This window comes from Xanthomonas albilineans (assembly GCF_009931595.1).
Classification (GTDB): Bacteria; Pseudomonadota; Gammaproteobacteria; order Xanthomonadales; family Xanthomonadaceae; genus Xanthomonas_A; species Xanthomonas_A albilineans.
This window is the reverse complement of sequence record NZ_CP046570.1, coordinates 3188322-3212098: the sequence shown is the minus strand read 5'-3', so window position 1 is coordinate 3212098 and position 23777 is coordinate 3188322. Positions and strand designations below refer to the sequence as shown.

The 23777-nt window shown below is 64.2% G+C and carries 17 protein-coding genes; 8 read left to right on the top strand and 9 right to left on the bottom strand.

Annotation, left to right across the window (positions count from 1 at the left end):
• Positions 1-6 precede the first annotated feature (6 nt).
• Positions 7-567, bottom strand: coding sequence for a nucleoside deaminase (locus XaFJ1_RS13405; RefSeq protein ID WP_012917217.1), 561 nt, complete (start codon positions 565-567; stop codon positions 7-9).
• A 442-nt stretch (positions 568-1009) separates the two neighbouring features.
• Between XaFJ1_RS13405 and XaFJ1_RS13400 the strand changes: the two genes are divergently transcribed.
• A complete protein-coding gene (locus XaFJ1_RS13400; protein WP_425509579.1) occupies positions 1010-3322 on the top strand; it encodes a DUF3772 domain-containing protein in 2313 nt (770 codons plus the stop codon).
• 105 nt (positions 3323-3427) lie between these two features.
• On the opposite strand, the gene XaFJ1_RS13395 is transcribed toward XaFJ1_RS13400, so the two are convergent.
• Both XaFJ1_RS13395 and XaFJ1_RS13390 read right to left on the bottom strand, forming a co-directional pair.
• Complete coding sequence (locus tag XaFJ1_RS13395) at positions 3428-5041, bottom strand: GGDEF domain-containing protein (protein WP_012917215.1); 1614 nt, start codon at positions 5039-5041, stop codon at positions 3428-3430.
• Between the two features lie 117 nt (positions 5042-5158).
• The gene (locus XaFJ1_RS13390) at positions 5159-6085 is read right to left on the bottom strand and encodes a carbohydrate kinase family protein (protein WP_012917214.1); all 927 of its coding nucleotides are present in this window, start codon (positions 6083-6085) and stop codon (positions 5159-5161) included.
• Between the two features lie 238 nt (positions 6086-6323).
• On the opposite strand from XaFJ1_RS13390, the gene XaFJ1_RS13385 reads away from it, so the two are divergent.
• Positions 6324-6653: a DUF6172 family protein gene (locus XaFJ1_RS13385; RefSeq protein ID WP_012917213.1), complete on the top strand. Its 330-nt coding sequence runs from the start codon at positions 6324-6326 to the stop codon at positions 6651-6653.
• Positions 6654-6869: 216 nt separating this feature from the next.
• Positions 6870-7730: a tryptophan 2,3-dioxygenase gene (locus XaFJ1_RS13380; protein ID WP_012917212.1), complete on the top strand. Its 861-nt coding sequence runs from the start codon at positions 6870-6872 to the stop codon at positions 7728-7730.
• Here XaFJ1_RS13380 and XaFJ1_RS13375 read toward each other — a convergent pair.
• A complete protein-coding gene (locus tag XaFJ1_RS13375; RefSeq protein ID WP_155393151.1) occupies positions 7727-7966 on the bottom strand; it encodes a hypothetical protein in 240 nt (79 codons plus the stop codon). The genes XaFJ1_RS13380 and XaFJ1_RS13375 overlap by 4 nt on opposite strands.
• A gap of 85 nt (positions 7967-8051) precedes the next feature.
• Here XaFJ1_RS13375 and XaFJ1_RS13370 point away from each other — a divergent pair, with 85 nt between their 5' ends.
• Both XaFJ1_RS13370 and XaFJ1_RS13365 read left to right on the top strand, forming a co-directional pair.
• Positions 8052-9560, top strand: a complete 1509-nt coding sequence (locus tag XaFJ1_RS13370; RefSeq protein WP_012917211.1) for a peptide MFS transporter — start codon at positions 8052-8054, stop codon at positions 9558-9560.
• Positions 9561-9576: 16 nt separating this feature from the next.
• Positions 9577-10179, top strand: a complete 603-nt coding sequence (locus XaFJ1_RS13365) for a thioredoxin family protein (RefSeq protein ID WP_012917210.1) — start codon at positions 9577-9579, stop codon at positions 10177-10179.
• A 78-nt stretch (positions 10180-10257) separates the two neighbouring features.
• Here XaFJ1_RS13365 and XaFJ1_RS13360 read toward each other — a convergent pair whose 3' ends face one another.
• Complete coding sequence (locus XaFJ1_RS13360; protein WP_012917209.1) at positions 10258-10743, bottom strand: MarR family winged helix-turn-helix transcriptional regulator; 486 nt, start codon at positions 10741-10743, stop codon at positions 10258-10260.
• A gap of 143 nt (positions 10744-10886) precedes the next feature.
• On the opposite strand from XaFJ1_RS13360, the gene hppD reads away from it, so the two are divergent.
• Both hppD and hmgA read left to right on the top strand, forming a co-directional pair.
• Positions 10887-11999 (top strand): 4-hydroxyphenylpyruvate dioxygenase, encoded by a 1113-nt coding sequence (gene hppD, locus XaFJ1_RS13355; RefSeq protein ID WP_012917208.1) that lies wholly within the window; start codon positions 10887-10889, stop codon positions 11997-11999.
• 118 nt (positions 12000-12117) lie between these two features.
• Positions 12118-13419 (top strand): homogentisate 1,2-dioxygenase, encoded by a 1302-nt coding sequence (gene hmgA / locus XaFJ1_RS13350; RefSeq protein WP_012917207.1) that lies wholly within the window; start codon positions 12118-12120, stop codon positions 13417-13419.
• A 31-nt stretch (positions 13420-13450) separates the two neighbouring features.
• Here hmgA and XaFJ1_RS13345 read toward each other — a convergent pair whose 3' ends face one another.
• The 4 genes from XaFJ1_RS13345 to XaFJ1_RS13325 form a co-directional block, all read right to left on the bottom strand.
• The gene (locus XaFJ1_RS13345) at positions 13451-13936 is read right to left on the bottom strand and encodes a hypothetical protein (RefSeq protein WP_045757403.1); all 486 of its coding nucleotides are present in this window, start codon (positions 13934-13936) and stop codon (positions 13451-13453) included.
• 548 nt (positions 13937-14484) lie between these two features.
• Positions 14485-17607, bottom strand: coding sequence for an efflux RND transporter permease subunit (locus XaFJ1_RS13335; RefSeq protein ID WP_012917205.1), 3123 nt, complete (start codon positions 17605-17607; stop codon positions 14485-14487).
• A gap of 31 nt (positions 17608-17638) precedes the next feature.
• Positions 17639-20872, bottom strand: coding sequence for an efflux RND transporter permease subunit (locus tag XaFJ1_RS13330; protein ID WP_012917204.1), 3234 nt, complete (start codon positions 20870-20872; stop codon positions 17639-17641).
• A gap of 255 nt (positions 20873-21127) precedes the next feature.
• The gene (locus XaFJ1_RS13325; protein WP_012917203.1) at positions 21128-22360 is read right to left on the bottom strand and encodes an efflux RND transporter periplasmic adaptor subunit; all 1233 of its coding nucleotides are present in this window, start codon (positions 22358-22360) and stop codon (positions 21128-21130) included.
• A 451-nt stretch (positions 22361-22811) separates the two neighbouring features.
• Here XaFJ1_RS13325 and queF point away from each other — a divergent pair, with 451 nt between their 5' ends.
• The gene (gene queF / locus XaFJ1_RS13320; protein WP_012917202.1) at positions 22812-23630 is read left to right on the top strand and encodes an NADPH-dependent 7-cyano-7-deazaguanine reductase QueF; all 819 of its coding nucleotides are present in this window, start codon (positions 22812-22814) and stop codon (positions 23628-23630) included.
• The last annotated feature ends 147 nt before the right edge of the window (positions 23631-23777 follow it).

Here is a 23777-nt window from a genome sequence, read left to right as displayed (position 1 = left end):
GCGGGGTCAGTAGCGGGGGCTGTCGAGTTCGCCGTAGCGACGCAGGACCGCGCAGGCGGCATCGCGGTGCAGGTTGCGTACCACCTCGATACCGCGGCGTTCCAGTTCGCCGACCCAGTCCGCTGGTAGTGGGCCTTCGTCGAATGTGGTCAGTGCCATGACGTCCTCGGCGCTGGCACCGATCAGCAGGCGGTCGATGCCGGCCCAGATGGTCGCGCCATAGCACTGGCAGCACGGTTGCGAGGAGGTCGCCAGGGTGACCGGAGACAGCACAGCGTTCAGACGCGGGCTTTGCAGGCGTTGCTGGGCCAGCATGTAGGCCATGTTCTCGGCATGCGCCAGCGAGGTGGTTTGCGGCACCACCCGGTTCACGCCGACCGAGATGATCCGGTGATCCGGGCCGAAGACCGCCGCGCCGAACGGACCACCGCTGCCGGCTTCCAAGTTCAGACGCGACAGTTCCACCGCCAGCGCCACTTTGTCGGTATCGCTGGCATAGACGGCTTGTGGGTCGACCGCATCGTGGATCCAGGCGGGCAAGGTGAGGTGGACTTGCGCGTAGAGCATCGGCGGATGGTGGCGACTGGGGGTACGTAGCTTAGACGCAATTTCCAGATGCAACACCGCCCGCAAGGTGTTGTGGCGATTTCCAATCGGCGTTCGGTAGGGCAAGGTGCGCGAGTTGGAGCAGATCCGCTGCTGGTCAAGCAGCTGATCCATCTGGCAACATCGTGCTGCTGGTGCAGGCTGACGCGGCCGGCTGGAATCGGCTCGCTGGGCTGAATGTGTCGTGGCATCTGCCTTGGATGCGCTGTGTCGCTGGCGTTGCTTCGGTTCAAGCAGGGCGTCGTATAGTGCGCCGCACGCGCGGTGGTCCGCGTTTGCCCATGTTGGTCTCTGCGTGCGCTTGTTGCCCCGTTTCGTGTCCTTGTCCTTGCGGCGTTACTTAGTGCTGGTGGTGTTGCTGTGCGCGGCTCTGGTCGCGTCCGCTCAGCCGCAGGGTGCGGCCATGCCGCAGGATCCGCAGGTCTTGCTGGACCAAGCCGAGCAGGCGTTGAAGGATGCCCGCCGCGCGCAGGCCGATGCCGTCGACCAGGGGGCATTGCAGGATCTGGTGGTGAAGGTGGGCGACGCTGAGGACGAGGCGCAGGGGGTGGTGTCGACCCTGTCGCCGCAGTTGGCGCAGGTGGATGCCCGCCTGCAGCAACTCGGACCGGCCGCTTCCGGCGACGGACCCGACATCACCGCCCAGCGCAATGCCTTCACCCGCCAGCACGGCAGGCTGGATTCGGGGATCAAGCGCGGCAAGTTGCTCGCGATGGAGGCCAGACAGCTAGCCGATGACATCGAGCGTGCGCGCGCCGAGCATTTCAGCCAGGAGCTGTCGCTGCGCTCGCCCTCGCCGCTGTCGCCCGCGCTGTGGCAGCAGATCGCCAGTGATTTTCCCGACGATCGCGACCGTCTGTTGGGGTTGTACGCACAGGCGGTGCAGGCGTTGGATACGGCGCTTGCCGATCGCGGTGCCGGTGCGCTCGGCATCGGTGTCGCGTTGGCGTTGTCCTTGCTGTTTCCATTGCGTTATCTGCTGCGCTGGCTGGGTAAACGCTATGCGATGTCGCGTGCGCCGGGCAGCCGCCTGCGTCGTTCCGGGTTGGCGCTGTGGTTCCTGCTGCTGGGCACGCTGACCCCTGGTCTTGCCGCGCTGGTGCTGGCCGAGACGCTGCGTAGCATCGACGCGATACCGGCGCGGCTGGAGGCTGTGCTGAGCGGGTTCGTCGTGGTGAGCTTCGCGACTGCATTCATGGGGTCGCTGGGGGCCAGCGTGCTGCTGCCCAACCAGCCGAGTTGGCGGTTGTTTCCGATCGACGACGCCACCGCGCGGCGTTTACGCAAATACACCTGGGCGACTGCGGCGCTGGCCTGGATCAGCGGCATGCTGTTGGTGTTGAACCAGGCCAGTCGTATCGGCGATGCCACCACGGTCGCGGTCGATGGAGTGGTCACGCTGGCCTACGCCGTGCTGATTCTGGCGACGGTCAATAGCCTGTCGCGGTTGCGTCGACGCCAGTACGCCGAGGCTGTGGCGCAGGCCCTGGCCCATGCGCAGCCGCCGTCCAGTCAACATCGTGGTGCATTGGCGTTGATCGGTGTGTTGGTCAAGGTGGTAGTGGTGGTGGCGCTGCTGGCGTCACTGTTGGGCTATCTGCATCTGGGCTTGTTCATCACCCGCCAGCTCATCTGGATCACGATGATCGTCGGCGCAATGCGCCTGATGATGAACTTCGCCGACGATTTCGCGCTATGGCTGTTCGCCAGCGATGGCCACATTGGCCGTATCAGCCGTGTCGCCAACGGTGCTTTCGGCGTGCGTCCCAGCCTTCTGGAGCAGGCCGGCGTCTTGACCTCGGCGCTATTGCGTGTGTTGCTGCTGCTGATCGGCGTTGGCGTGTTGTTGATGCCATTCGGCACGAATGTGTCGATCTTCTCCGAAAGGTTCTCGCTGTTGTTCGAGGGCATCCGGGTCAGCGACAAGGTGGTGTTGTATCCGGGCGCGATCGCGCGTGCAGTGCTGGTGTTGCTGTTGGGCCTAGCCACGATGCAGTACCTGCACCGTTGGTTGACGCAGACCTATCTACCCAAGACCGAACTGGACGATGGCGCACGCAATTCGATCAGTACCATGGCGCGTTATGCGGGCATTTTGCTGGCCACGCTGTGGGCGCTGGCCGCGCTGGGTATCGGCCTGGAGCGGATCGCGCTGGTGCTCAGCGCATTGTCGGTCGGTATCGGCTTCGGCTTGCAGTCGATCACTCAGAATTTCGTCTCCGGCCTGATCCTGCTCGCCGAACGTCCGGTGAAAATCGGCGACTGGATCAAGATCGGCGACTATGAAGGCGATGTGCGGCGCATCAGCGTGCGCTCCACCGAGATCCAAGTGGGCGACCGCTCCACGCTGATCGTGCCCAACTCCGAATTTATCACCAAGACTTTGCGCAACATGACCCTGGCCGGGCCGTTGGGGCGGGTGCAGATCCAGTTCGCGGTCCCGTTGGACACCGATGTGGCAAGGCTGCGGACGTTGTTGCTGGAGTTATACGCGGCGCATCCGGGCGTGCTGCAGGAGCCGGTGCCGTCGGTGTTCATCGACTCCATCGCCAATGGCAGCATCACGCTCAACAGTTACGCTTATGTCGTCTCGCCGCGGTTGGTCTACGCCACCCGCAGCGATCTGTTCTTCGCGTTGCTGCAGCGTCTGGCCGAGGACGGGATCGCGCTGGAGTCGCCGCAGCAGATCAAGCTGCTGCGCGATCCGCCCGGATAGGGGCGGGGCTGTGCATGCGATGCGCGTGGGCTGGGGATGGCCGTTGTGCGCGAGCGCTACGCTGTTGCGAGTGCCGTGTTTCCCAACAGCGGTTCGGAGTGCAGGCTAATCCGCAGAAACCACGCAGTTTTTGCCTGCCTTCTTCGCTTCGTACATCGCGCGGTCGGCACGCCGTACCAGGGCGTCCTGATTTTCGCCGGCCGCGCGCATCGCCACTCCGGCGCTGAAGCTGACGAAGACGCGCTGGTCCTCGTGCGTCAACGCGCGCTGGGACAGGGCACGCAGCACCCGGTTTACCGCCGCGTTGGCCTCGAAGATCGTGCAGTCCGGCATCAGCAATAGAAATTCCTCGCCGCCGAAGCGCGCGATTGCATCGCTGGCACGCAGGGTGGTGCGCGCCACCTCGACCACATGGCGCAGTGCGGCGTCGCCGCCGGCGTGGCCGTAGGTTGCGTTGAGCGTGCGGAAGTCGTCCATGTCCAACATCGCCACGCACAGCGGCTGCGCGCTGCGTTCGGTGCGCACCAACTCGCGCGCGAAAAGTTCGTCCAGGCCGCGACGGTTGAGGCTGCCGGTGAGCTGGTCCACTCCCACTAGGTCGCTGACGTCGCGTAGTTCCTGTTCCAGGTGCAGGATGCGTTGCTCGGCCGCTTCCACGTCCTGGCGCGCGGCGATCAGGTGGTCGCGTGCTTGCAGTGCCTGCTGCTGTACATGGCCGGTGTCTTGTAGCACTTCCTGCAGCAGTCGGTTGAGGTCGGCGATGCTGCGTGCGTCGCGGATGGTCTGCGAGTAATCGGCGATGCGGTCGTGGAACTCGCCGGTGCTGGTTGCCATGCCGTTCAGTTCTTCGACGAAGGACACCATCATGCCTTTCATCGCTTCCTTGGATTCGGCGATGCTCTGCTTGAGCAGGCCCTGCTTGTAGATCACTTCGCGCAGGTTGCCGCGCGCTTCTTCGATCGAGTAGCGGTCCAGCGGCCCTACGATCAGGTCGCGTACCACCGCGATCTGGCCTTGTAGCCAACTGGTGTCGTCGAGCAGTTCGCCGATGTTCTCCAGCAACAGGTCGAACAGGCTCAGTAGCAGGGTCTGCTGTTCCTGGCTGTCGTTAGCGCGCAGCGCGATCTGGTGGCACAACTCGCGCACGCGTTGTGCCACCGGTTCCAACGACTGCCCGGGTTGCCACTGGCGTACTGCCTCGCCGCTGGCTTCGGCTTCGTTGGCCAGTTCCGGCAGGGTGTGCAGCAGCGAGGCCAGGGCACCGGCCACGGTTTGGCGCAGCAGGTCGCGCAGACGCTCGCTGTCGCTGGGTCCGGCCAGTGGGTCGTCCACATCGATGGTGCGGATGTATTTGTCGATGAGTTGGCGCAGCGCGCGGCCGTAGCTTGGCCAGTCGCCGCTGCTGGCCGCCGATTGCAGGCGCCTGCCCATGTCGCCGAGTTCGCCATGCAGCCCGGCCATGCCGTCGGCGAAGGCGCCGAGCAGTTCCGGGGGTTCGTGGGCGTGCTGAAACAGGCGAATCAGTGCCGCAGTGGCCGCGGCCGGGTCGATCGCGGGGGGGGGCAATGGCACGACCTCTTGCGTCTGCACGTGCGCCTGCTTGCGCGTGCGCGCTGGCGCTTTGGCGGCGGCAGCGGTCGCGGGTACCGGATCGCGCCGCCGCGGCGACAATAGCTTGCGCAATCCGCTCACTGGCGGCTCGTCGCGTTGATCCGGCATGCCCGGTTATCCTCCCCGTGGGTGGGCACGCCTTGCCGCATGCGCGGCCCCGGGGCGACCCTCAGGTCCTGGATATCGGCGCCGATCGCGCGGGCTTGAGTGGTGCCGGGATGCGCCTCAGAGTGCGCTGCGCACCTCGTCAAGGGATGGCGGGTTGGCTCCGGCACGGGTGCAGTTGATCGCCGCTGCGGCCACGCAAAAGCGCACGAGCTGCTCCAGTGCGGCGGGGGTGCTGCCCAGCGCAGAGAGTGCGGCCAGGTTGGGCAGTTGGTGCAGCAGGGCGGCCTGGAAGCTGTCGCCGGCGCCGACGGTGTCGGCCACCTGCACCACCCGCCCGGCGACGCGCACCTCGCTGTCGCCGCTCCAGGCCACCGCACCGTCGCCGCCCAGGGTCATCACCACCAGCGATGGCCCCTGCTGTAGCCAGCTGCGGGCGATGGCGAACGGATCTTGGTCGGGGTACAGCAGTTCGATGTCTTCCTGGCTGACCTTGATCACGTGCGCCAGGGCGATCCACGTCGTCAGCCGCGCACGCCATACCGCCATGTCCGGTTCCACGGTGGGCCGCACGTTCGGGTCCAGCGAGATCAGCCGCTGCGCGCGTTCGCGCTCGGCCAGGGCCTGGAAGGTGCTGGCGGTGGTTTCGGCGACCAGGGTATAGGAGCCGAAATGCAGGCCGCCGACCGCAGGGGCCAAGGTCGGCAGATCGAGGCTGGTCAATGCGCGGTCGGCGCAGCCGGTGCCGTAGAACGCGTAGTTGGGAACACCGCCGGCATCCAGCGCGACCATCACCAGGGTGGTCGCCTCGCGTTTGTCCACGCAGTAGTCCAGCGTCACCCTTTCGCGCTCCAGGGTGGCGCGCAATTGGCGTCCCAGCGGGTCGGTGGACAGGCCAGTGAACAGCGCCGAGGCCGAGCCCAGCCTGGCCAGGCCGATCGCCACGTTGAACGGCGAGCCGCCCTGTCGTGCGGTCATGCCAACCGACGTGCCGGCATAGCCGTCGATGAAGATGTCGTACAAGGCTTCTCCACACACTACGAACATCGAACGGCTCCTGGTCAGGTGGCAGCGGCGCCGGTCGGCGCGCCAGCCGGCTATTGTGGCCTATCCTGCGTCGGCAGCGATGGGGCAGTCCTCGATGATCCGGACAATCCGCAGCGTGCGGCAGGTTCTGGCACCATGGCGGCCCGCGTCGCCCCTGCGCCGCACGTGCGCGGCCGTGCGGCCGTAGCGCGCGTGCGCCACGGCAGCCGTCGCCTGTTCCCTTTTCAGGATGTTCGCAGTGAAGAAGACCTACCGGCTCCACATCGAGGGCAAGCACCCCGATCGCTTGCTCGATGCGGCCAAGCACGATATCCGCAAGTACATTCGTCGCGAGCGTCGCAAGACCTTGCCGGCCGGCGCCGACTACTGGGATTTCGATACGCTGTTTGGTGCAGAGCAGGCCAACGCCACGGTGCTGCCGCCGGCGGAGTTGCTGCGCGCGGTGGATGCGTTGGTCGCCGCAGGTGGCACACAGTTTTATGTGGAAATCCGTAGCCGTCCCTGTGCGCGTCCGCCGCGGGCCAAGGGAGCGTCCAGCGTTGCCGAGAGCGATCCGTTCGACGACTGAGGGGCGTTCATTGTGCTGCGTGCCGGTTGTGTTGACCGACGCGACAACGGCAGGGCCTTTGCGTGGATACAGCGATGACGAAAGCGGCTTACACGAGTGCGCTTCGCACACGCCGGTGTCTGCTCGGAAGCTGTGACGGTTCGCCTGGGCGCGCGTAACAAGCTGCGACAGCCGTCGCTGCGGTACCCTTGCCGGCCCAGACTGTCCGCGCCACCCATGCCCGTCGAACACAACCAGCGCCCGCTCGAAACCGGGATCCATACCGATCTGGAAGGCCGTCTGACCTATGGCGGCTACTTGCGCCTGGATCGGCTGCTGTCGGCGCAGCAACCACTGTCGGACCCGCCGCACCATGACGAGATGCTGTTCATCATCCAGCACCAGACCTCCGAGCTGTGGTTGAAGCTGCTGGGGCACGAGTTGCAGGCGGCAATCGCGTATTTGCAGCGCGATGCCGTGTGGCCGTGTCGCAAGGTGTTGGCGCGTAGCAAGCAGGTGCTGCGTCAGCTCACCGAGCAGTGGTCTGTGCTGGAGACGATGACGCCATCGGAGTACATGGGCTTCCGCGATGTGCTGGGGCCATCTTCCGGGTTCCAGTCGTTGCAGTACCGTCTCATCGAATCCATGCTCGGCAACAAGAACGTGCAGATGTTGCCGGTGTTCGACCATGACCCCGAGGGCCAGGCCGCGCTGCGAGCGGTGCTGGAAGCGCCCAGTCTGTACGAAGAATTCTTGCGCTATCTGGCCCGCTTCGGCCATGCGGTGCCGGCGATCTATCATGCGCGCGATTGGCGTCAGCCGCATGTCAGCGATTCTTTGCTGCGCCCGGTGTTCGAGCGCATCTACGAGTACACCGATCGCTATTGGCGCGAATACGCGCTGTGCGAGGACTTGGTGGACCTGGAGACGCAGTTTCAACTCTGGCGCTTCCGCCACATGCGCACGGTGATGCGGGTGATCGGCTTCAAGCGCGGTACCGGCGGTTCCAGTGGTGTCGGTTTCCTGCAGCAAGCATTGGAGTTGACGTTCTTCCCCGAGTTGTTCGAGGTGCGCACGTCGGTGGGAATGGATCGCTAGGATTCAGGACGCGTGGACGCTGACCGGCAGGCGATGCGGCACGCGATGTCGCCGTAGCGCGTGGCGCAGGCGATGCCCCGTTCTTCTGCCGATGCCTTGTTTTTCGAGGCTGCCGCTGTGGGAAAGCGGTGTTCGGATGGCGTTGCGGCGTTGGCACCATGGGGGCGCTTGTTTTGCTTGCCGCGGCCGGTTTTTCTCGCTTCCAGGGTTTGGAACTTCACGGCATTTGACGTCAAGCGCCCGCTCGGTGATCCTCGCCCGTCGCCCGGCCTGGCCGGATGCCTACCCCCAGCCCATACTGAATACGCAAGGGAACACCGAATGAGTGTTGACGTCGTCGCGTCGAACCACCCCGCCTCACCGCAGCCGCCCGAGTTCAAAACCCTGCTGGGCCATCCACGTCCGTTGTGGATGCTGTTCATGACCGAATTCTGGGAGCGCTTCGCGTTCTACGGCATCCGTTGGGCGCTGACCCTGTATATCGTGGCCGAATTCTTCAAGGGCGCCGGGACGGGCGAGGCGCCGGCCAATAAACTCTATGGCGCCTATCTGGCGCTGGTGTACGCCTCGGCGCTGTTCGGCGGTTTCGTGGCCGACCGGCTGATCGGCTATCAGCGCTCGTTGTTGATCGGTGCGGTGGTCATGTCGGTCGGGCTATTCCTGATCGCGGTTCCCAACGAAGCAATATTCAAGATCGGCCTGGCCACGATCATCGCCGGCAACGGCCTGTTCAAGCCGAACGTTTCGACCATGGTCGGCAAGCTGTATCCGCCCAGCGACCCGCGTCGCGATTCGGGGTTCACGATTTTCTACATGGGCATCAACGCGGGCGGATTCTTCGCGCCGATCTTGACGGGCCTACTGGCCGATAAGCTGTTCGGCACCGAGGCCATGCCGGCCTACAAATATGTGTTCATCGCCTCGGGGATCGGCATGCTGATCAGCCTGGTGTGGTTTTGGATCGGACGGTGTCAGCTTGGCCCGGTGGGCCGGCCGCCTGTCGGTGGCGAAGGTATGGGCCGCACGGTTGCGGTGCTGTTGGCGACGCTGCTGTTGATTCCCACGGCCTATGGCCTGCTGCTCATCGATGCCAGCATTCTCGGCTGGATCCTGACCACCCTGTTCGTGGCCTTGTGCGCGATGATCCTGATCGAGGGCATCCGCGAGGGCAAGGTGCCGCGCGATCGTTCGATTGCGATGTTGATCGTGTTCGTGTTCAACGTGATGTTCTTTATGTTCTTCGAGCAGGCGGGCAGCTCGTTCAACTTCCTCGCCCAGAATATCGTCGAGCGCGATCTGGGCGGCTGGATCTTTCCGGTTGGTTGGTTCCAGTCGGTCAATACGCTGGCAATTCTGGTGCTGGGGCCGGTGTTCGTGTTGCTGTGGGTAGCGCTGCGCTCGGCCAATCCGTCGATCCCGCGCAAATTCGGCCTGGGCTTAATCTTCAATGGTCTGGCCTTCGCGCTGCTGATGTACGCGTTGTCCGCGCTGGTCGATGGTGCTGGCAAGATCCCGTTCTGGACCTTGTTCATGGTCTACGTGATCCAGACCGTCGGCGAGTTGTGCCTGTCGCCGATCGGTTTGTCGATGACCACCAAGCTGGCGCCGACCAAGGTCGTGGCCTTCGCCATGGGCGGTTGGTTCCTGTCCACCGCGATCGGCAACAATCTTTCGGGCATCTTCGCCGCGGGAGTCAGCGGCGAGAGCGGGATGACGGTGGCCTCGGCGCTGAAAGGCTACACTTTCGGTTTCTGGGCGTTGCTGGGCTCGGGCGTGTTGCTGTTTCTCATTGCACCGCTGATCAATAAGTTGATGCATGGCATCAAATGACCTTGAGGATGTCGCAATGTCGATGAACAAGACGATGTGGACTGCGCTGGCGTTGATGTTGGCGCTTGGCGCTTGCGACAAGAATGCGCCGCCCCACGATGCGCCAGCGCCGGCCAAGCCGTTGGATACCTCGGTGCAGAAGCCGCCGGTGGCCGATCCGAGCCAGCCGGTGGCCTCGGGCAACACCCCGGCGGCGGCCGACGTGGCCGCGGCGGCGGCGCTGAGCGCGCAGTTCGATCCGCACCGCGATCCGGTCGACGACTTGAAGACGGCGATCGTCGAGGCCAAGCGTGGTGGCAAGCGCATCATGCTCGACGTGGGCGGGGAGTGGTGTTCGTGGTGCCACATCCTCGATGCGTTTATCCAGGAGGATGCAGAACTGCGCAGCTTCCGTGATGCCAACTACGTCTGGGTCAAGGTCAATTTCAGCGAAGACAACGAGAACCAAGCGTTTCTGGCGCAGTACCCGAAGATCGTGTCTTTCCCGCACCTGCTCGTGCTCGATGCCGACGGCAAGTTGCTGCACTCGCAGTTTACCGGCGAGCTGGAGAAGGGTAAGAGCTACGACCGCAAAAAGCTCTTCGCGTTCTTCAAGGAATGGGCGCCGCCGAAGCCGTAGCAGCATGATCGCGACAGCGCCGTCTCCTGGGCTGCTATCGTGGTTGCAGGCGCACCCTGCAACCGCGACAGCACGGTCTCAGCGGCCGGTCATGTTGGCCAGGCCTTCGGTCGCCAGGCGGTCGATCAGTTGGTGCAGTAGGTGTTGCTCGTCTTCGTTGAACGGTGCCAGCAGGCGTCGTTCGCATTCCAACACCATCGGTGCGACCACATGATAGACCTCCACACCTGCGTGGGTCAGGTGCAGCACCGAGCGGCGGCGGTCATCGCCGTGCGTCTCGCGATGAATGAAGCCGCGCTCGAGTAGGCGGGCCACCGCGCGACTCACCGCCACCTTGTCCATCGCGGTGCGCTCGGAGACCTCCCCGGCTGACAGCCCCGGATACAGCGCCAGTACCGCCATCACCCGCCATTCGGTCACCGCCATGCCGTAGCGTTCGCCATAGACACGGGCGATGTTGCTGCTGATCCGGTTGGACAGCACGCTGATGCGGTAGGGCAGGAACTGCTCGAGATCCAGCGAGGACTGGTCAGACGTCGGTGAGACGGGCGTTGCGATCATCATACTGCGTTGCACCTTGATAGTTGTTTCATTTGTAACTATAATGGAGGGAGAAGAAGCTTTTGCTCCATTCTCGCGAGTCTGGCGTCCGTCCGCATGTGAAATCTCCGCTGCGGTCGCCGCGACTCCTGTTCCAGGAGACGGTCATGCGTGCACAGCCGCAACATCCGCCGCAGCCGACCAACCTCGGCATGCAGGTCACCACCTTCGACAACCCGATGGGCATCGACGGTTTCGAGTTCGTCGAGTTCGCCGCGCCCGCCGGTCAGGGCGAGCGTCTGCATGAGTATTTCCGCCGCATGGGCTTCACTGCGGTGTTGCGTCACCGCCATCGCGCGATCACGGTGTACCGGCAGGGTGGGGTCAACTTCCTGGTGAACGAGGCGCCGGATTCGTTCGCTGCCGATTTCTCTGCCGCACACGGTCCCTGCGCCTGCGGTTTCGCGATCCGCTTCAAGCGTCCGGCCGATGTGGTGTTCGCCAAGGTGCTGGAGAACGGTGGCGAAGCTGTGGCGAACAAGCCCGATACCCGCGCGGTGCCGGCACCTGTGATCCAGGGTATTGGCGACTGCATGCTGTACCTAGTCGATCAGTATGGTGATACGGGATCGGTGTATGCCGAGTTCGAGCCGGTGCCCGGTGCCGAGTTGTATCCAGTCGGCTTTGGCCTGACCTTCATCGATCACCTGACGCACAACTTGTATTTCGGCAACATGCAGCGTTGGTCGGATTATTACGCGCGGCTGTTTAATTTCCGCGAGATCCGCTACTTCGACATCAAGGGCGCCAAGACCGGCTTGGTGTCTAAGGCGATGACCGCGCCCGATGGCGTGGTGCGCATCCCGCTCAATGAATCGTCCGATCCGAAGAGCCAGATCAACGAATACCTGGACGCTTACCATGGCGAGGGTATCCAGCACATCGCCTGCTTCACCGACGATATCTACGTGACCGTGGAGCGCATGCGCGCGGCCGGGGTGGAGTTTTTGGAAACGCCCGATACTTATTTCGATGTTATCGATCAGCGTATTCCCGACCATGGCGAGGATGTGGCACGGCTGGCCAGGAACAAGATCCTGATCGACGCCGATCCGGAGACCAAACAGCGCAAGTTGCTGCAGATCTTCACCCAGAATTGCATCGGTCCGATCTTCTTCGAGATCATCCAGCGCAAGGGCAACGAAGGCTTCGGCGAAGGCAATTTCCAGGCACTGTTCGAGAGTATCGAGCGCGATCAGATCAAGCGCGGCGTGCTTTGACCGCCGCGCCGGGCAATGCGCTCGCGTCGTCCGCAGCACTTGGCGTCCTGCGGCTGCGTACACTGTGCTGGCGGTAAGCTCTCCACGCGTTACGTTTTCCGTCATTGCGAGTCCGATCATGCACTTCGATTCCCTTCGCTATCAGTCCGGTTTCGGTAACGAATTCGCTAGCGAGGCGGTAGCGGGGGCGTTGCCGGTCGGGCAGAACTCGCCGCAGCGCGTGGCCCACGGGTTGTATGCCGAACAGTTGTCGGGGACTGCGTTCACCGCACCGCGCGCGACCAACCGACGTAGCTGGCTGTACCGGATCCGGCCGGCGTTGTTGCATGGTGGATTCGTTGCCTACACCCAGGCGTACGGGTTCCATAACGCGTTCCAGGATGGGCCGGTGTCTCCGGACCAGTTGCGGTGGAGTCCGTTGCCGTTGCCGGAAGCATCGTTGGATTTCGTCGATGGCCTGTACACCATGGCCGGCAACGGCTCGGCCGAGGCGCAGCATGGGGTGGCGGTACATCTGTACGCGGCCAATGCGTCGATGCAGGGGCGCTTCTTCTACGATGCGGATGCGGAATTATTGATCGTGCCGCAACTGGGACGGCTGCGCGTGTGTACCGAGTTGGGCACGCTGGAGGTGGCGCCGCAGGAGATCGTGGTGATTCCACGCGGTGTGCGGTTTCGTGTCGCGCTGCCCGATGGCCCTTCGCGGGGATATGTTTGCGAAAACTTCGGTGCCTTGCTGCGCTTGCCGGAACTTGGGCCGATCGGCGCCAATGGTTTGGCCAACCCGCGCGATTTCCTCACCCCGGTGGCGGCCTACGAGGAAGACGAGGGCGACTTCGTCTTGATCGCCAAGTTTCAGGGGCATTTGTGGCAGGCGCCGATTGGGCACTCGCCGTTGGACGTGGTCGCCTGGCACGGCAACTATGCGCCGTACAAATACGATCTGCGCCGTTTCAATGCGATCGGTTCGATCAGTTTCGATCATCCCGACCCGAGCATCTTCACCGTGCTTACCGCGCCCAGTGACACTCCTGGCACTGCCAACGTCGATCTTGCGATCTTCCCGCCACGTTGGTTGGTGGCCCAGCATACCTTCCGGCCGCCGTGGTTCCACCGCAATGTCGCCAGCGAATTCATGGGCCTGGTGTACGGTGCTTACGACGCCAAGGCCGAGGGCTTCGTGCCTGGCGGTGCGTCGTTACACAACTGCATGAGCGGGCATGGTCCGGATGCCGCCACGTTCGACAGGGCATCGCAGGCCGACCTGACGCGCCCTGACGTGATCGCCGACACCATGGCCTTCATGTTCGAGACCCGCGCAGTGTTGCGCCCGACCTCGCAGGCGCTGGAAGCCGCGCACCGCCAGCGTGACTACCGGCAGTGTTGGCAGGGATTACGTCGGCACTTCCGTGCGCCTTGAGCGCGCGTTCCATCCGCTGCGCCCTGTGCGTTCAGGCGGCGGCCAGCGCGTCGTGCAGTGGCGCTGGCAGTATTTCCAGCACCCGTTCACGAATACGCTGCGCGTAACGCTCGGAGGTCATCTCTGGCATGGTGCGTAGCGCCTGCGCGATCGCGTGCAGGGTCGCGGTTTCTTCGCGCGCCGCGCGCAGCCGCTGTTGCAGTGCCGGCGAGGCTGGATGGCGCTGCAACTGCAGTAGGTCGAGCAGGTACATGCGCGCATTGAGCAGTGCGCGGCGTGGGTCGGAGGAAGTGGCGACCGATGCAAGCGGCGTGGCGGCATGACGGCCGTCATCCAGATACCCTTGTTGCAGTAGGCCATGCATGATCGCCGCCGCATTGTGCCCGCCCAGCGCGACCAGTTCCTCGGCGCTGCGCTGGCCGTCGGCCAGAATCAAGACGCGCCGTTGGCGCATGTCCAGCGGCGTGTCGTGGGATTGTAATGCCGCAAGGGCGAGGGCGGTCTTGCGCGGATGCATGTGCGGGGACATGGACGAGACGCCAGCGTGTCGATCTGCGGTGAAACGCGGATGACAAAAGGCATTATTTATGTTTAATTTTTGTTGAAATGAACGGCGCCATGTCACTCGCGCCGACCTGCGGAGCCGGCGCGTTAGGCTATCTGTTGTTCCAGCGAGAGAGACTGTCAATGAAGCCTACTCTGCTTGTCGCTGTGTCGCTGTGTCGCTGTGTCGCTGTGTCGCTGCTGTTCGGCCTTGCCGCTTGCGATCGGGGGCCGTCGCCGCCGTTGTCGCCGCCTCCCGCTCCGCCGCCGGGTCCTGCACCCGCAGCGCCGCCACTTCCCCCTGCACCCGTTGCGGCCGGGGAGGGGGCGTTGCCGCCACCTGACATGGATCAGCCCGATACCGACGTGCCGCCCGCACAGGCGCCGGTCAAGCGCTAACCGGCTGTCCGCATGGCGGAGGCGGTCTAGCCGGCGCGAGGCGTGCGTCGTGCGCGGCGGGTCGATCGTCGCGTGGCTGCCGGCGCCTGTGCGTGCGGCGACCGACGCACATCGTGACGTGCCTCAGCGCTGCGCTGCCATCGGTAATTGTTGGCGTCGTGATTGGCGCCGTTCGCGTCGCGCACGCCAGCGGTCGCGCAGGCAGGAGAAAATCACGTACAGGGCCGGGGTACTGAGCAGGGTCAGGCTCTGCGAGACCAACAGGCCGCCGATCATCGCGATGCCGAGCGGGCGTCGCAGTTCCGAGCCTTCGCCCAGGCCCACCGCCAGCGGCACCGCCGCCAGGATCGCCACCATGGTGGTCATCATGATCGGGCGGAAGCGCACCAGACAAGCTTCGCGCACGGCTTCCATGGGCGTTTTGCCATGCGTGCGTTCGACGACCAGAGCGAAGTCGATCATCATGATCGCGTTCTTCTTGACGATGCCGATCAGCAGCACCAGCGCGATCATCGAGACCACCGATAGTTCGGTGTCGGTGATCCACAGCGCCAGCAGCGCGCCCATACCCGCGGCTGGCAGCGTGGACAGGATCGTCACCGGATGCACCAGACTCTCGTACAACATGCCCAGCACGATGTAGACCACCGCGATCGCCGTCAGCACCAGCACCAGCATTGAATTTGGTTGCATCTTCGCGGTGAAGTCGTCTTTATCGGCAATGCGGATGTCGCCAGGCATACGCAGACCGTTGGCGGTGACCTGGATGATCGCATCGGCTTCACCGGTACTCACGTCTGGCGCCAGGTTGTAGCTCAGGTCCATGGTGGTGTATTGGTCTCGATGGGTGATTTGCGACGGTGCCAGGCCCGGCACCTGGTGCGCGATTGCCATGAGCGGAATCATCGTGCCGTTGCGCGCCGGCACGTAGATGCGGTTCAGCGCCGCCGGCGTGGCGGTCTGATCGGGCAATGCGTTCACCACCACGCTGTACTGGTTGAGGTTGGAGTAGATCGTGGAGATCTGGCGCTGGCCGAAGGCGCCGTACAGCGCGCCATCGATGGCGCCGATCGATACCCCAAGACGTGCGGCCAGTGGACGGTTGATGACGATGTTTTGGCGTAATCCGGGGCTGTCCACGTCGCTGCCGACATCACGCAGTTTCGGGTTTTGCTTCAGCGCCGCCTCCAGCTTGGGCAGCCACTGCTGCAACTGTGCGGCATCGTTGCCCTGTAGCGACACGCGGTACTGCGCGCCCTGGCTGGTACCGCCCCCGTCGTTGCTGGGTAGGTCCTGGATCGCGTGTAGACGCAATTGAAGGTCCGGGTAGCGGTCGGCTTTGGCACTCAGCCGCGTCAGCACTTCCGCTGTGGTATCGGTGCGGCCCTCGTCGCGTTGCTTGAGCTCGATGTTGAAGCTGGCGCTGGAGCCCTGCCGGCTGCTGCCCAGGCGTGCGCCGACGGTTTTTACCGCCGGATCGGACATCAGCATGTCGGTGATACGGCGCTGTCGGCTGAGCATGTCGGCGAAGGACACGGTGGCGCTGGACGTCGCGCGGCCCCAGATCAGGCCGGTGTCCTGCGCGGGGAACGCGCCTTTTTTCATCATCCCGAGTAAAAACACCATGGCGACGATCAGCAGCAGCGGGGTCAGCGCCAGCAGCAGCGTGTGGCGTAGCGAGAAGTCCAGCGCCACGGTGTACACGCGTAGCATGCCGGCGTGCATGCGTTCCAGCCAAGCGCCGATGCGGCCGGGCCGTTCGGGTTCGGCGTGCGCGGACAGGAAACGGCTACACAGCATCGGGGTCAGGGTCAGCGACACCGCCGCCGAGACACAGATCGCGGCCACCAAGGTGACGGTGAACTCGCGGAAGAACAGTCCCATGATGCCGCCGGCGAACAGCATCGGAATGAATACCGCCACCAGCGAGGCGGTGATTGAGACGATGGTGAAGCCGATTTCGCGTGCGCCGACCAGGGCGGCGTCCATGCGCGACATGCCTTCGTCGAGATGGCGCATGATGTTCTCGATGACCACGATGGCATCGTCGACGACGAAGCCGATCGCGATCACCAGCGCCAGCAGGCTCAAGTTGTTCAGGGTGTAGCCCAGGATGGACATCACCAACGCGGCGCCTGCCAGCGAGAGCGGCACGGTCGCCGCGGCGATCAGCGTCGGCGCCAGCCGGCGCAGGAACATCGCCATGGTCATCACCACCATGGCCAGGCTGATCAACAGCGTGGCCTGCACCTCGTTCAACGACGCACGAATGGTTGGAGTGCGGTCGAAATAGGCGGTCATCTTGGTGCCGGGCTGCAGGTAGGTATGCAGCATCGGGATCTGCGCCTTGACCCGGTCCACCGTCTCCACAATGTTGGCGCCGGCGCGAGTGAACACGTACATCACCACGGCCCGTTTTCCGTTCAACCAGGCGGCCTGGTATGCGTCCTGCTGGCCATCGTAGACATTGGCGATGTCGCGCAGACGCACCGTACGGCCTTGTTGTTGTGCGATCACGACTTGGCCGAAATCGGCGGCTTTGGCCACCGCGTCGTTGGCGACGATGGCGGTGGTGGACACGCCGTCGCTGAGAAAGCCGGTGGGCGAGGTCACGTTGGCTGCGCGCACGGCGTTGCGTAGATCGTCCGGGGTCAGGCCCATCGCGTTGAGCGCGCGCAAGTTCACGTCCACCCGTACCGCTGGGGTCGAAGCGCCGCCGATATCGACCGAGGACACGCCGTTGATCTGGCGCAAGTGTTGCGCCAGCAGCGAATCGGCAACGTTGTACAACTCGTCGGCCGACTGTGTGTCCGAGGTCAGGGCGATGGCGATGACCGGCGCGTCGTTGGGGTTGGCCTTCTCGTATTGCGGGGTGCCAAGACCCGATGGCAGGTCGGCTTGCGCGGCGTTGATCGCGGTCTGCACGTCCTGCGCCGCCGAATCGATGTTGCGTGTGCTCTGGAAGATCATGAACACCTGGCTGTTGCCTTCCGAGCTGGAGGAGCGCATGGTGTCGATCCCGGGCAACTGGCCCAGGTGCCGTTCCAATGGCGCGGTGACCGTGGCGGCCATGGTCGAGGCATCGGCGCCAGCCTGGGTGGCTTGGACGAAGATGACCGGAATCGAGATGTTCGGCAGCGCCGCCACGCTCAGCCGCAAGTAGCAGAGCATGCCCATCACGAACAGGCCAATGGCCAGCAGTGCGGTGCCGATCGGGCGACGGATGAAGGGCGCGGAAATGTTCATGCGGCCGAGTTCCGCCGGGTCGCACTTGAACTCATGCCTGCTCCCCCGCGACCGTACCAGCCCGCGCCGCGCGCCGCGCGCGATAGGCGCGCAGGCGTTCGGCGGCGCGCTCCATATACAGATAGATCACCGGTGTGGTGTACAGCGTGACCAACTGCGACAGCAGCAGGCCGCCGACGATGGACAGGCCCAAGGGTCGGCGCAGTTCCGAGCCGATGCCATCGCCCAGGGCAAGCGGCAGCGCACCGAGCATCGCCGCGGCGGTGGTCATCATGATCGGGCGGAAGCGCAATAGACAGGCGCGGCGGATCGCGTCGTGCGCATTGGCGCCTTCGCGGCGTGCGTCGATCGCGAAGTCGATCATCATGATCGCGTTCTTCTTGACGATGCCGATCAACAGCACGATGCCGACGATGCCATCTACCGACAGGCTCAGCCCGCACAGCATCAGCGCCAGCAGTGCGCCGACGCCGGCCGGCGGCAGCGTGGAGATGATCGTCAGCGGATGGATGTAGCTCTCGTAGAGCACGCCGAGCACGATGTAGATCAGCACCACCGAGGCGAGCAGCAGCCACACCACATCGGTCTGGCTGCCGTTGAACTCGGCGGCTTTGCCGATGAATTCGGCATGTACTTGCTGCGGCAATTGCAACTGCGCCTGGGTCTGCTCGATTGCCGACACCGCCTGCGACAGCGAGTAGCCCGGCGCCAGGTTGAACGATAGCGTCACGGCCGGCAGTTGCTGCTGGTGGCTGACCACCAGCGGCGTGGTCGCCAGCTTGGCGTTGGCCAGCGCCGTCAACGGCACGGTGCCGCCGGCGCCGACGGCGATGCCGATGTTCTGCGCGCCGATGCCGGTGGCGGTGGAAGAATTGCTCGATGTTGTCTGACCGAAGCTGGTGGCGTTGCTGGCGGTCAGCGCGCCGCTGCCGTTGCTGGCCACCGCCAATTGATTCAGTAACGCGGTGCTGGTACGGAATTCCGGGGCCACCTCCAACACCACCCGGTATTGGTTGAGCTGGGTGAAGATGGTCGAGATCTGGCGCTGGCCGAACGCGTCGTAGAGGGTGTCGTCGATGGTCTGCATCGGTACGCCGAGCGTGCTGGCCTTGTCGCGATCCACCGACAGTTCCAACGCGCGGCCCTGGTTGGCCAGATTGTTGCCCACATCGGCCAGTTCCGGGCGCTTGCGCAGCGCCTCGGTCAGGCGCGTGGCCTGGGTCGCCAGTTCGGTGCTGTCCATGTCCGATAGCGAGTACTGGTATTCGGTGGCGGCCACGCGGGTGTCCAGGGTCACGTCCTGCACTGGTTTCAAGTACAGCGCGACGCCCGGCAACCCGGCCGCCGCCTGTTGCAGTCGTGGCAGCAGTTCTTCCAGGCTGCCGCGCGTGTTGCGCGGCTTCAGCACGATGCTGAGCTGACCTTGGTTGAGTGTGGGATTCATCGAGCCGGCACCGATGAAGGCAGCCACCCCGGTCACGGCTGGATCGCGGCGCAGCGCCTCGGCCACCGCCTGGGTGCGTTTTAGCATCTGCGGGAACGCCACGTTCTGGTCGGCCTGCACCACGCCGGTGATCAGCCCGGTGTCTTGCTCGGGCAACAAGCCCTTGGGGATCAAAACGTACAGCAGCACGGTCAGCACCATCGTTGCCAGTGCCACCATCAGGGTCAGCTGTTGATGATCCAGCACCCAGTCCAGGCTGCGTTCGTACAGCGCCACAGTGCGTGTCCACAGCGTGGTTTTGCCGGCCGCCGTCGCCCGCTCGTGCGCGTCTTCGCCTTCGGGCAACGCATCGGGTTTGAGCAGGTACGCGCACATCATCGGCGTGAGCGTCAGCGATACCAGCATCGAGATCACCACCGCAATGCTCAGCACCCAGGCGAACTCGTGGAACAGGCGGCCGGTGACCCCGGGCATCAAGATCAGCGGCAGGAACACCGCCACCAGCGACACGGTGAGCGAGAGCACGGTGAAGCCGATCTGGCGCGCGCCGATTTCCGCCGCCTCGCGTCCGCTCTTGCCCTGTTCGATGTAGCGCACGATGTTTTCGATCATCACGATCGCATCGTCGACCACGAAGCCAGTTGCCACCACCAGGGCCATCAATGAGAGGTTGTCCAGTGACATGCCGGCGAAGGTCATCACCGCGAAGGTGCCGGCCAACGACAGCGGCACCGCCACCGACGGAATGATGGTGGCCCACAGCCGGCGCAGGAACACGAAGATCACCGCCACAACCAGGCCGATGGTCAGGATCAGGGTGAACTTGACCTCATGCACCGAGGCGCGGATGGTCTCGGTGCGGTCGGAGAACACGTCCAGATGCACGCCGCTCGGGAGCACCTTGCGCAACTGCGGCAGGATCGCGCGGATATTCTCCACGGTCTGCACGATGTTGGCGCCGGGCTGGCGGCGCACCTCCAGCAGCACCGCTGGTTTGCCGTCGGCCCAGGCGGCAAGTTGGTCGTTCTCCACGCCGTCCACCACCTTGGCCACGTCCGATAGCCGCACCGGCGCGCCGTTGCGGTAGCTGATGACGGTGTCGCTGTAGTCGGCGGCACTGGACAACTGGTCGTTGGTGCCGATGCTGTAGGACTGGGTCTTGCCGTTCAACGATCCCTTCGGCGCGTTGACGTTGGTCTGGGTCAGTGCGCTGCGCAGCCCTTCCATGGTCAGGCCCATGTTCGACAGTTGCGCCGGGTTGACCTGGATGCGCACCGCTGGGCGAACGTTGCCGGCGATCGACACCAGACCCACGCCCGGCACCTGCGACAGCCGCTGGGCCAGGATCGAGTCGGCGTAGTTGTTCACATCGCGCAGCGTCAGCGTGTCGGAACTGAGCTTGAGCGTGAGGATCGCCGCATCGGCCGGGTTCACCCGGTTGTAGACCGGTTGGTACGGCAGCGACTGGGGCAGGATGGACTGACGAATTGCCGCCTGCACGTCCTGTGCGGCGATGTCGATGTTGCGGTCCATCGCGAACTGCAACACGATCGTGGACAACCCGGCCGACGAATCGGAGGTCATCATCTGCAGACCGGAAATCTGTCCGAGCTGGCGTTCCAGCGGCGTGGTCACCAGCGAGGCCATGGTGCTGGCGTTGGCGCCGGGGTACTGCGTGGTCACCACAAGGCTGGGTGCGTCGATTTCCGGCAGCGCCGACACCGGCAATCGCTGGTAGCCGAGGATGCCGAGCAGCAGCACGCCTGCCATCAGTAAGGTGGTGGCGATCGGGCGGCGGATGAAGAGCGTCGAAAAGCCCACGGGGGTAATCCTTGCTGGTGGAAGTCCGGTGCGGCTGTGCCGACAGCGGGAGAAACGGCAGTGTTCGCGCTACCGGAGCCGGCCCGATGTGATGGCCGAGGCGGGGCGGGTGGGGCTGGAAGCGGTGGCGATGGTGTCGGTGTCCATGCACATGAGCGCTTGCGCGAGGCGCACGCGGCCAATCGCATGCCATAGCACGCGCACGCGGCGCACGGGCGTTACAGGACTGCTAAGGCACATGTCTGGCGCGTTCACTCAGTGCGGCCCGCCGCGATGTCCGCCACCGTTGGCTTCCCGGCGTTTCTGTTTTTCTTCGGCGGCCTTCAGTTCGGCTTCGGTCGGCGCCGGTGGCGCCTCGCCGGGCTTGAGCGCGTTGACCTTGGTGCCTGGCTTGAGCCGGAATTGCCCTTCGGTGACGACACGTTCACCGGCTTTCAGGCCCTGCACGAGCTGCACCTGGGTATCGCCCACGTCCGCGCCTTGCAGCACCGTCTGCATCTTGACCTTATTGTCGCCCTGCACCACATACACGTAATCGCCGTTGGGGCCACGCTGCACCGCCTGGGTCGGGACCACCACGGCGTCGGGTATGGTGCGTAGGGTCAGTCGCACATTGACGAACTGCCCCGGCCACAGATTCCGGTCGGTATTGGGGAATTGGGCGCGGACCTTGAACGTACCGGTGTCGGCGTTGATCTGGTTGTCGATGACATCCACATGGCCGTCGCCGGTGATTACATGCGCATCGGTGCGGTCCAGCGCCGCGATCGACAGCGGACCGGCTGCCTGCGCCTGGCGTACCTCCTGCAACTGCCGCTCGGGCAGGTTGAAGGTCACATAGATCGGGTGGATCTGGGTGATGGTGACGATGTTGCTGCTGGTGGTGACGATGTTGCCCACATCCACACCGCGCAGGCCGGTGAGGCCATCGTTCGGGGCAAGGATGCGGGTGTACTGCAACTGCACCTGCGCCGCGCGCATTTGCGCGTCGTTGGCTGCCACCGCCGCTTCATACTGCGCCACCTGGTTGCGTTGCGTATCCAGGTCGGTCTTGGCAACGTACTGGCGGTAGGCGGGCGTGTCGGAGCGCTGGAACGTGGAGCGCGCGGTGGCGAGTAGTGCCTGATTCTGGCGTTTGCTGGCCGCCGCCTGGTCGTAGCTGGCCTGCAGCGAACGGGGATCGATCTGCGCCAGCAGGTCGCCCTTCTTCACTTCCTGGCCCTCGCGGAAATTCAGGCTCAACAGCTGACCACCGACCTGTGGGTTGACGGTGACGGTGCTTAGTGCTGTGACCGTGCCAGTGGCGGTGGCGTAGATCGGCACGGCCTGACGGGTCGCCGCGACCACCGTCACCGGAACCGGCGTGTTGTCGGTCTCGGCGCCCATGTCCGCGCCGTGATGCCAGCCACCATGCAGGACACGTGATCCCACCATCACGACGACCACTGCTGTGAGGATCAGCAGTGCAATCTTCCAGAAACGCGACATCCGAGGAAACTCCTGTGGCAAAGCGGGGCGGGTAAGGCCCGTCCGCAGTGGCTAGTGGGATAGGCTAAGCATATCGCCGCTGTGTTGCGATTGGACCATGACTGAAGGGATAGACCGCCGATGCCTGTCACGTCGGTCACTGGCTGCGGAAACGCACCTGCGCGGCATCGGTTGACACGGATTACCAAGGGTTTTCACGCCGCGGCGCCAATATTGGCCGTTCTGCGCCTGCCGCCAATGCACTACCTCGCCTGAATGCCTCATCCGCATCGACTTGTAGATCGCCATGCCTGGAGTCTGCTGGTGCTCGTCCACGCGCTGGCTTGTCGTTCTCACCCTGGCCTGTGCCCGGAGCCCGAGTGCCCGGCGCGGATCGCTGTCGTCATTGGCATTGCAGCCCAGCCTGACGTGTACATCTGCCAGCCAGACCCTGCCGATTACACTGCAAGGCATGAACACCCCACAGGATTCCAGTCTCGGCCGCGAGGTCACGTATCCGGAGAAGTACGATCCAGCGCTGCTGTTTCCCATTCCGCGCGCTGCCGCGCGCACCGAGATCGGCATCGATGCCGGAGCCTTGCCATTCTTTGGTCTGGATCGTTGGCATGCCTACGAACTGAGTTGGTTGGATCCGCGGGGTAAGCCCTGCGTCGCGACGGCGACCTTGCACGTCCCATGCACTTCGCCGTCGTTGATCGAATCCAAGTCGCTCAAGCTGTATCTCAATTCACTCAACGCGATGCGTTTTAATAGCGCCGAAGCGCTGCGCAGTTGCATCGTTACCGACTTGTCGGCACGCGCCGGCGCCGATGTGGCCATGGAATTCGGCCTGCCGCCATTGGAGACGGTCGCGCAAGGCGAGTCGCTAGACATTCTAGACATCGCCATCGACAACTATGGCCCGCCGCATCCGGAGTTTCTATTCGCCGCCGCGGATGAGGTGGTCGAAGAAACCCTCACCAGCGCTCTACTCAAGTCCAACTGCCCGGTCACCGGCCAACCGGACTGGGCCTCTCTGTACTTGCGTTATCGCGGTGGACGCATCGACCGTGCGGGCCTGCTGCGCTACCTCGTCAGCTTTCGCGAGCATGCGGGTTTCCACGAACAATGCGTCGAGCGCATTTTCCAGGACATCATGAGTCGATGCCATCCGCAGTCGTTACAGGTCGAAGCGCGCTACACCCGGCGTGGCGGTTTGGATATCAATCCCTGGCGTGCCACGCCTGACGTCGTCGCGCCATTGACGTTCCTGCGCGATCCGCGTCAATAAGCCTGGCGGTCTACGGTGGTATCGCCATTGTCACGCCCGCACCGCTGCTGCCTGGGTCGGTCGATCTCTGCGACCCCGCGCATGGTTTACGTGCCGGACGTAGCATGCCATGGGTGGAGAGTGTGTTCGGGTTTGCGCCAGGCGATG

Bases quoted from the DNA above. Each gene is read 5' to 3' on its own strand.
- XaFJ1_RS13405 (WP_012917217.1), bottom strand. From the start codon at position 567: ATGCTCTACGCGCAAGTCCACCTCACCTTGCCCGCCTGGATCCACGAT.
- XaFJ1_RS13400 (WP_425509579.1), top strand. From the start codon at position 1,010: ATGCCGCAGGATCCGCAGGTCTTGCTGGACCAAGCCGAGCAGGCGTTG.
- XaFJ1_RS13395 (WP_012917215.1), bottom strand. From the start codon at position 5,041: ATGCCGGATCAACGCGACGAGCCGCCAGTGAGCGGATTGCGCAAGCTA.
- XaFJ1_RS13390 (WP_012917214.1), bottom strand. From the start codon at position 6,085: ATGTTCGTAGTGTGTGGAGAAGCCTTGTACGACATCTTCATCGACGGC.
- XaFJ1_RS13380 (WP_012917212.1), top strand. From the start codon at position 6,870: ATGCCCGTCGAACACAACCAGCGCCCGCTCGAAACCGGGATCCATACC.
- XaFJ1_RS13370 (WP_012917211.1), top strand. From the start codon at position 8,052: ATGAGTGTTGACGTCGTCGCGTCGAACCACCCCGCCTCACCGCAGCCG.
- XaFJ1_RS13365 (WP_012917210.1), top strand. From the start codon at position 9,577: ATGTCGATGAACAAGACGATGTGGACTGCGCTGGCGTTGATGTTGGCG.
- XaFJ1_RS13360 (WP_012917209.1), bottom strand. From the start codon at position 10,743: ATGATGATCGCAACGCCCGTCTCACCGACGTCTGACCAGTCCTCGCTG.
- hppD (WP_012917208.1), top strand. From the start codon at position 10,887: ATGCGTGCACAGCCGCAACATCCGCCGCAGCCGACCAACCTCGGCATG.
- hmgA (WP_012917207.1), top strand. From the start codon at position 12,118: ATGCACTTCGATTCCCTTCGCTATCAGTCCGGTTTCGGTAACGAATTC.
- XaFJ1_RS13345 (WP_045757403.1), bottom strand. From the start codon at position 13,936: ATGCATCCGCGCAAGACCGCCCTCGCCCTTGCGGCATTACAATCCCAC.
- XaFJ1_RS13335 (WP_012917205.1), bottom strand. From the start codon at position 17,607: ATGAACATTTCCGCGCCCTTCATCCGTCGCCCGATCGGCACCGCACTG.
- XaFJ1_RS13325 (WP_012917203.1), bottom strand. From the start codon at position 22,360: ATGTCGCGTTTCTGGAAGATTGCACTGCTGATCCTCACAGCAGTGGTC.
- queF (WP_012917202.1), top strand. From the start codon at position 22,812: ATGAACACCCCACAGGATTCCAGTCTCGGCCGCGAGGTCACGTATCCG.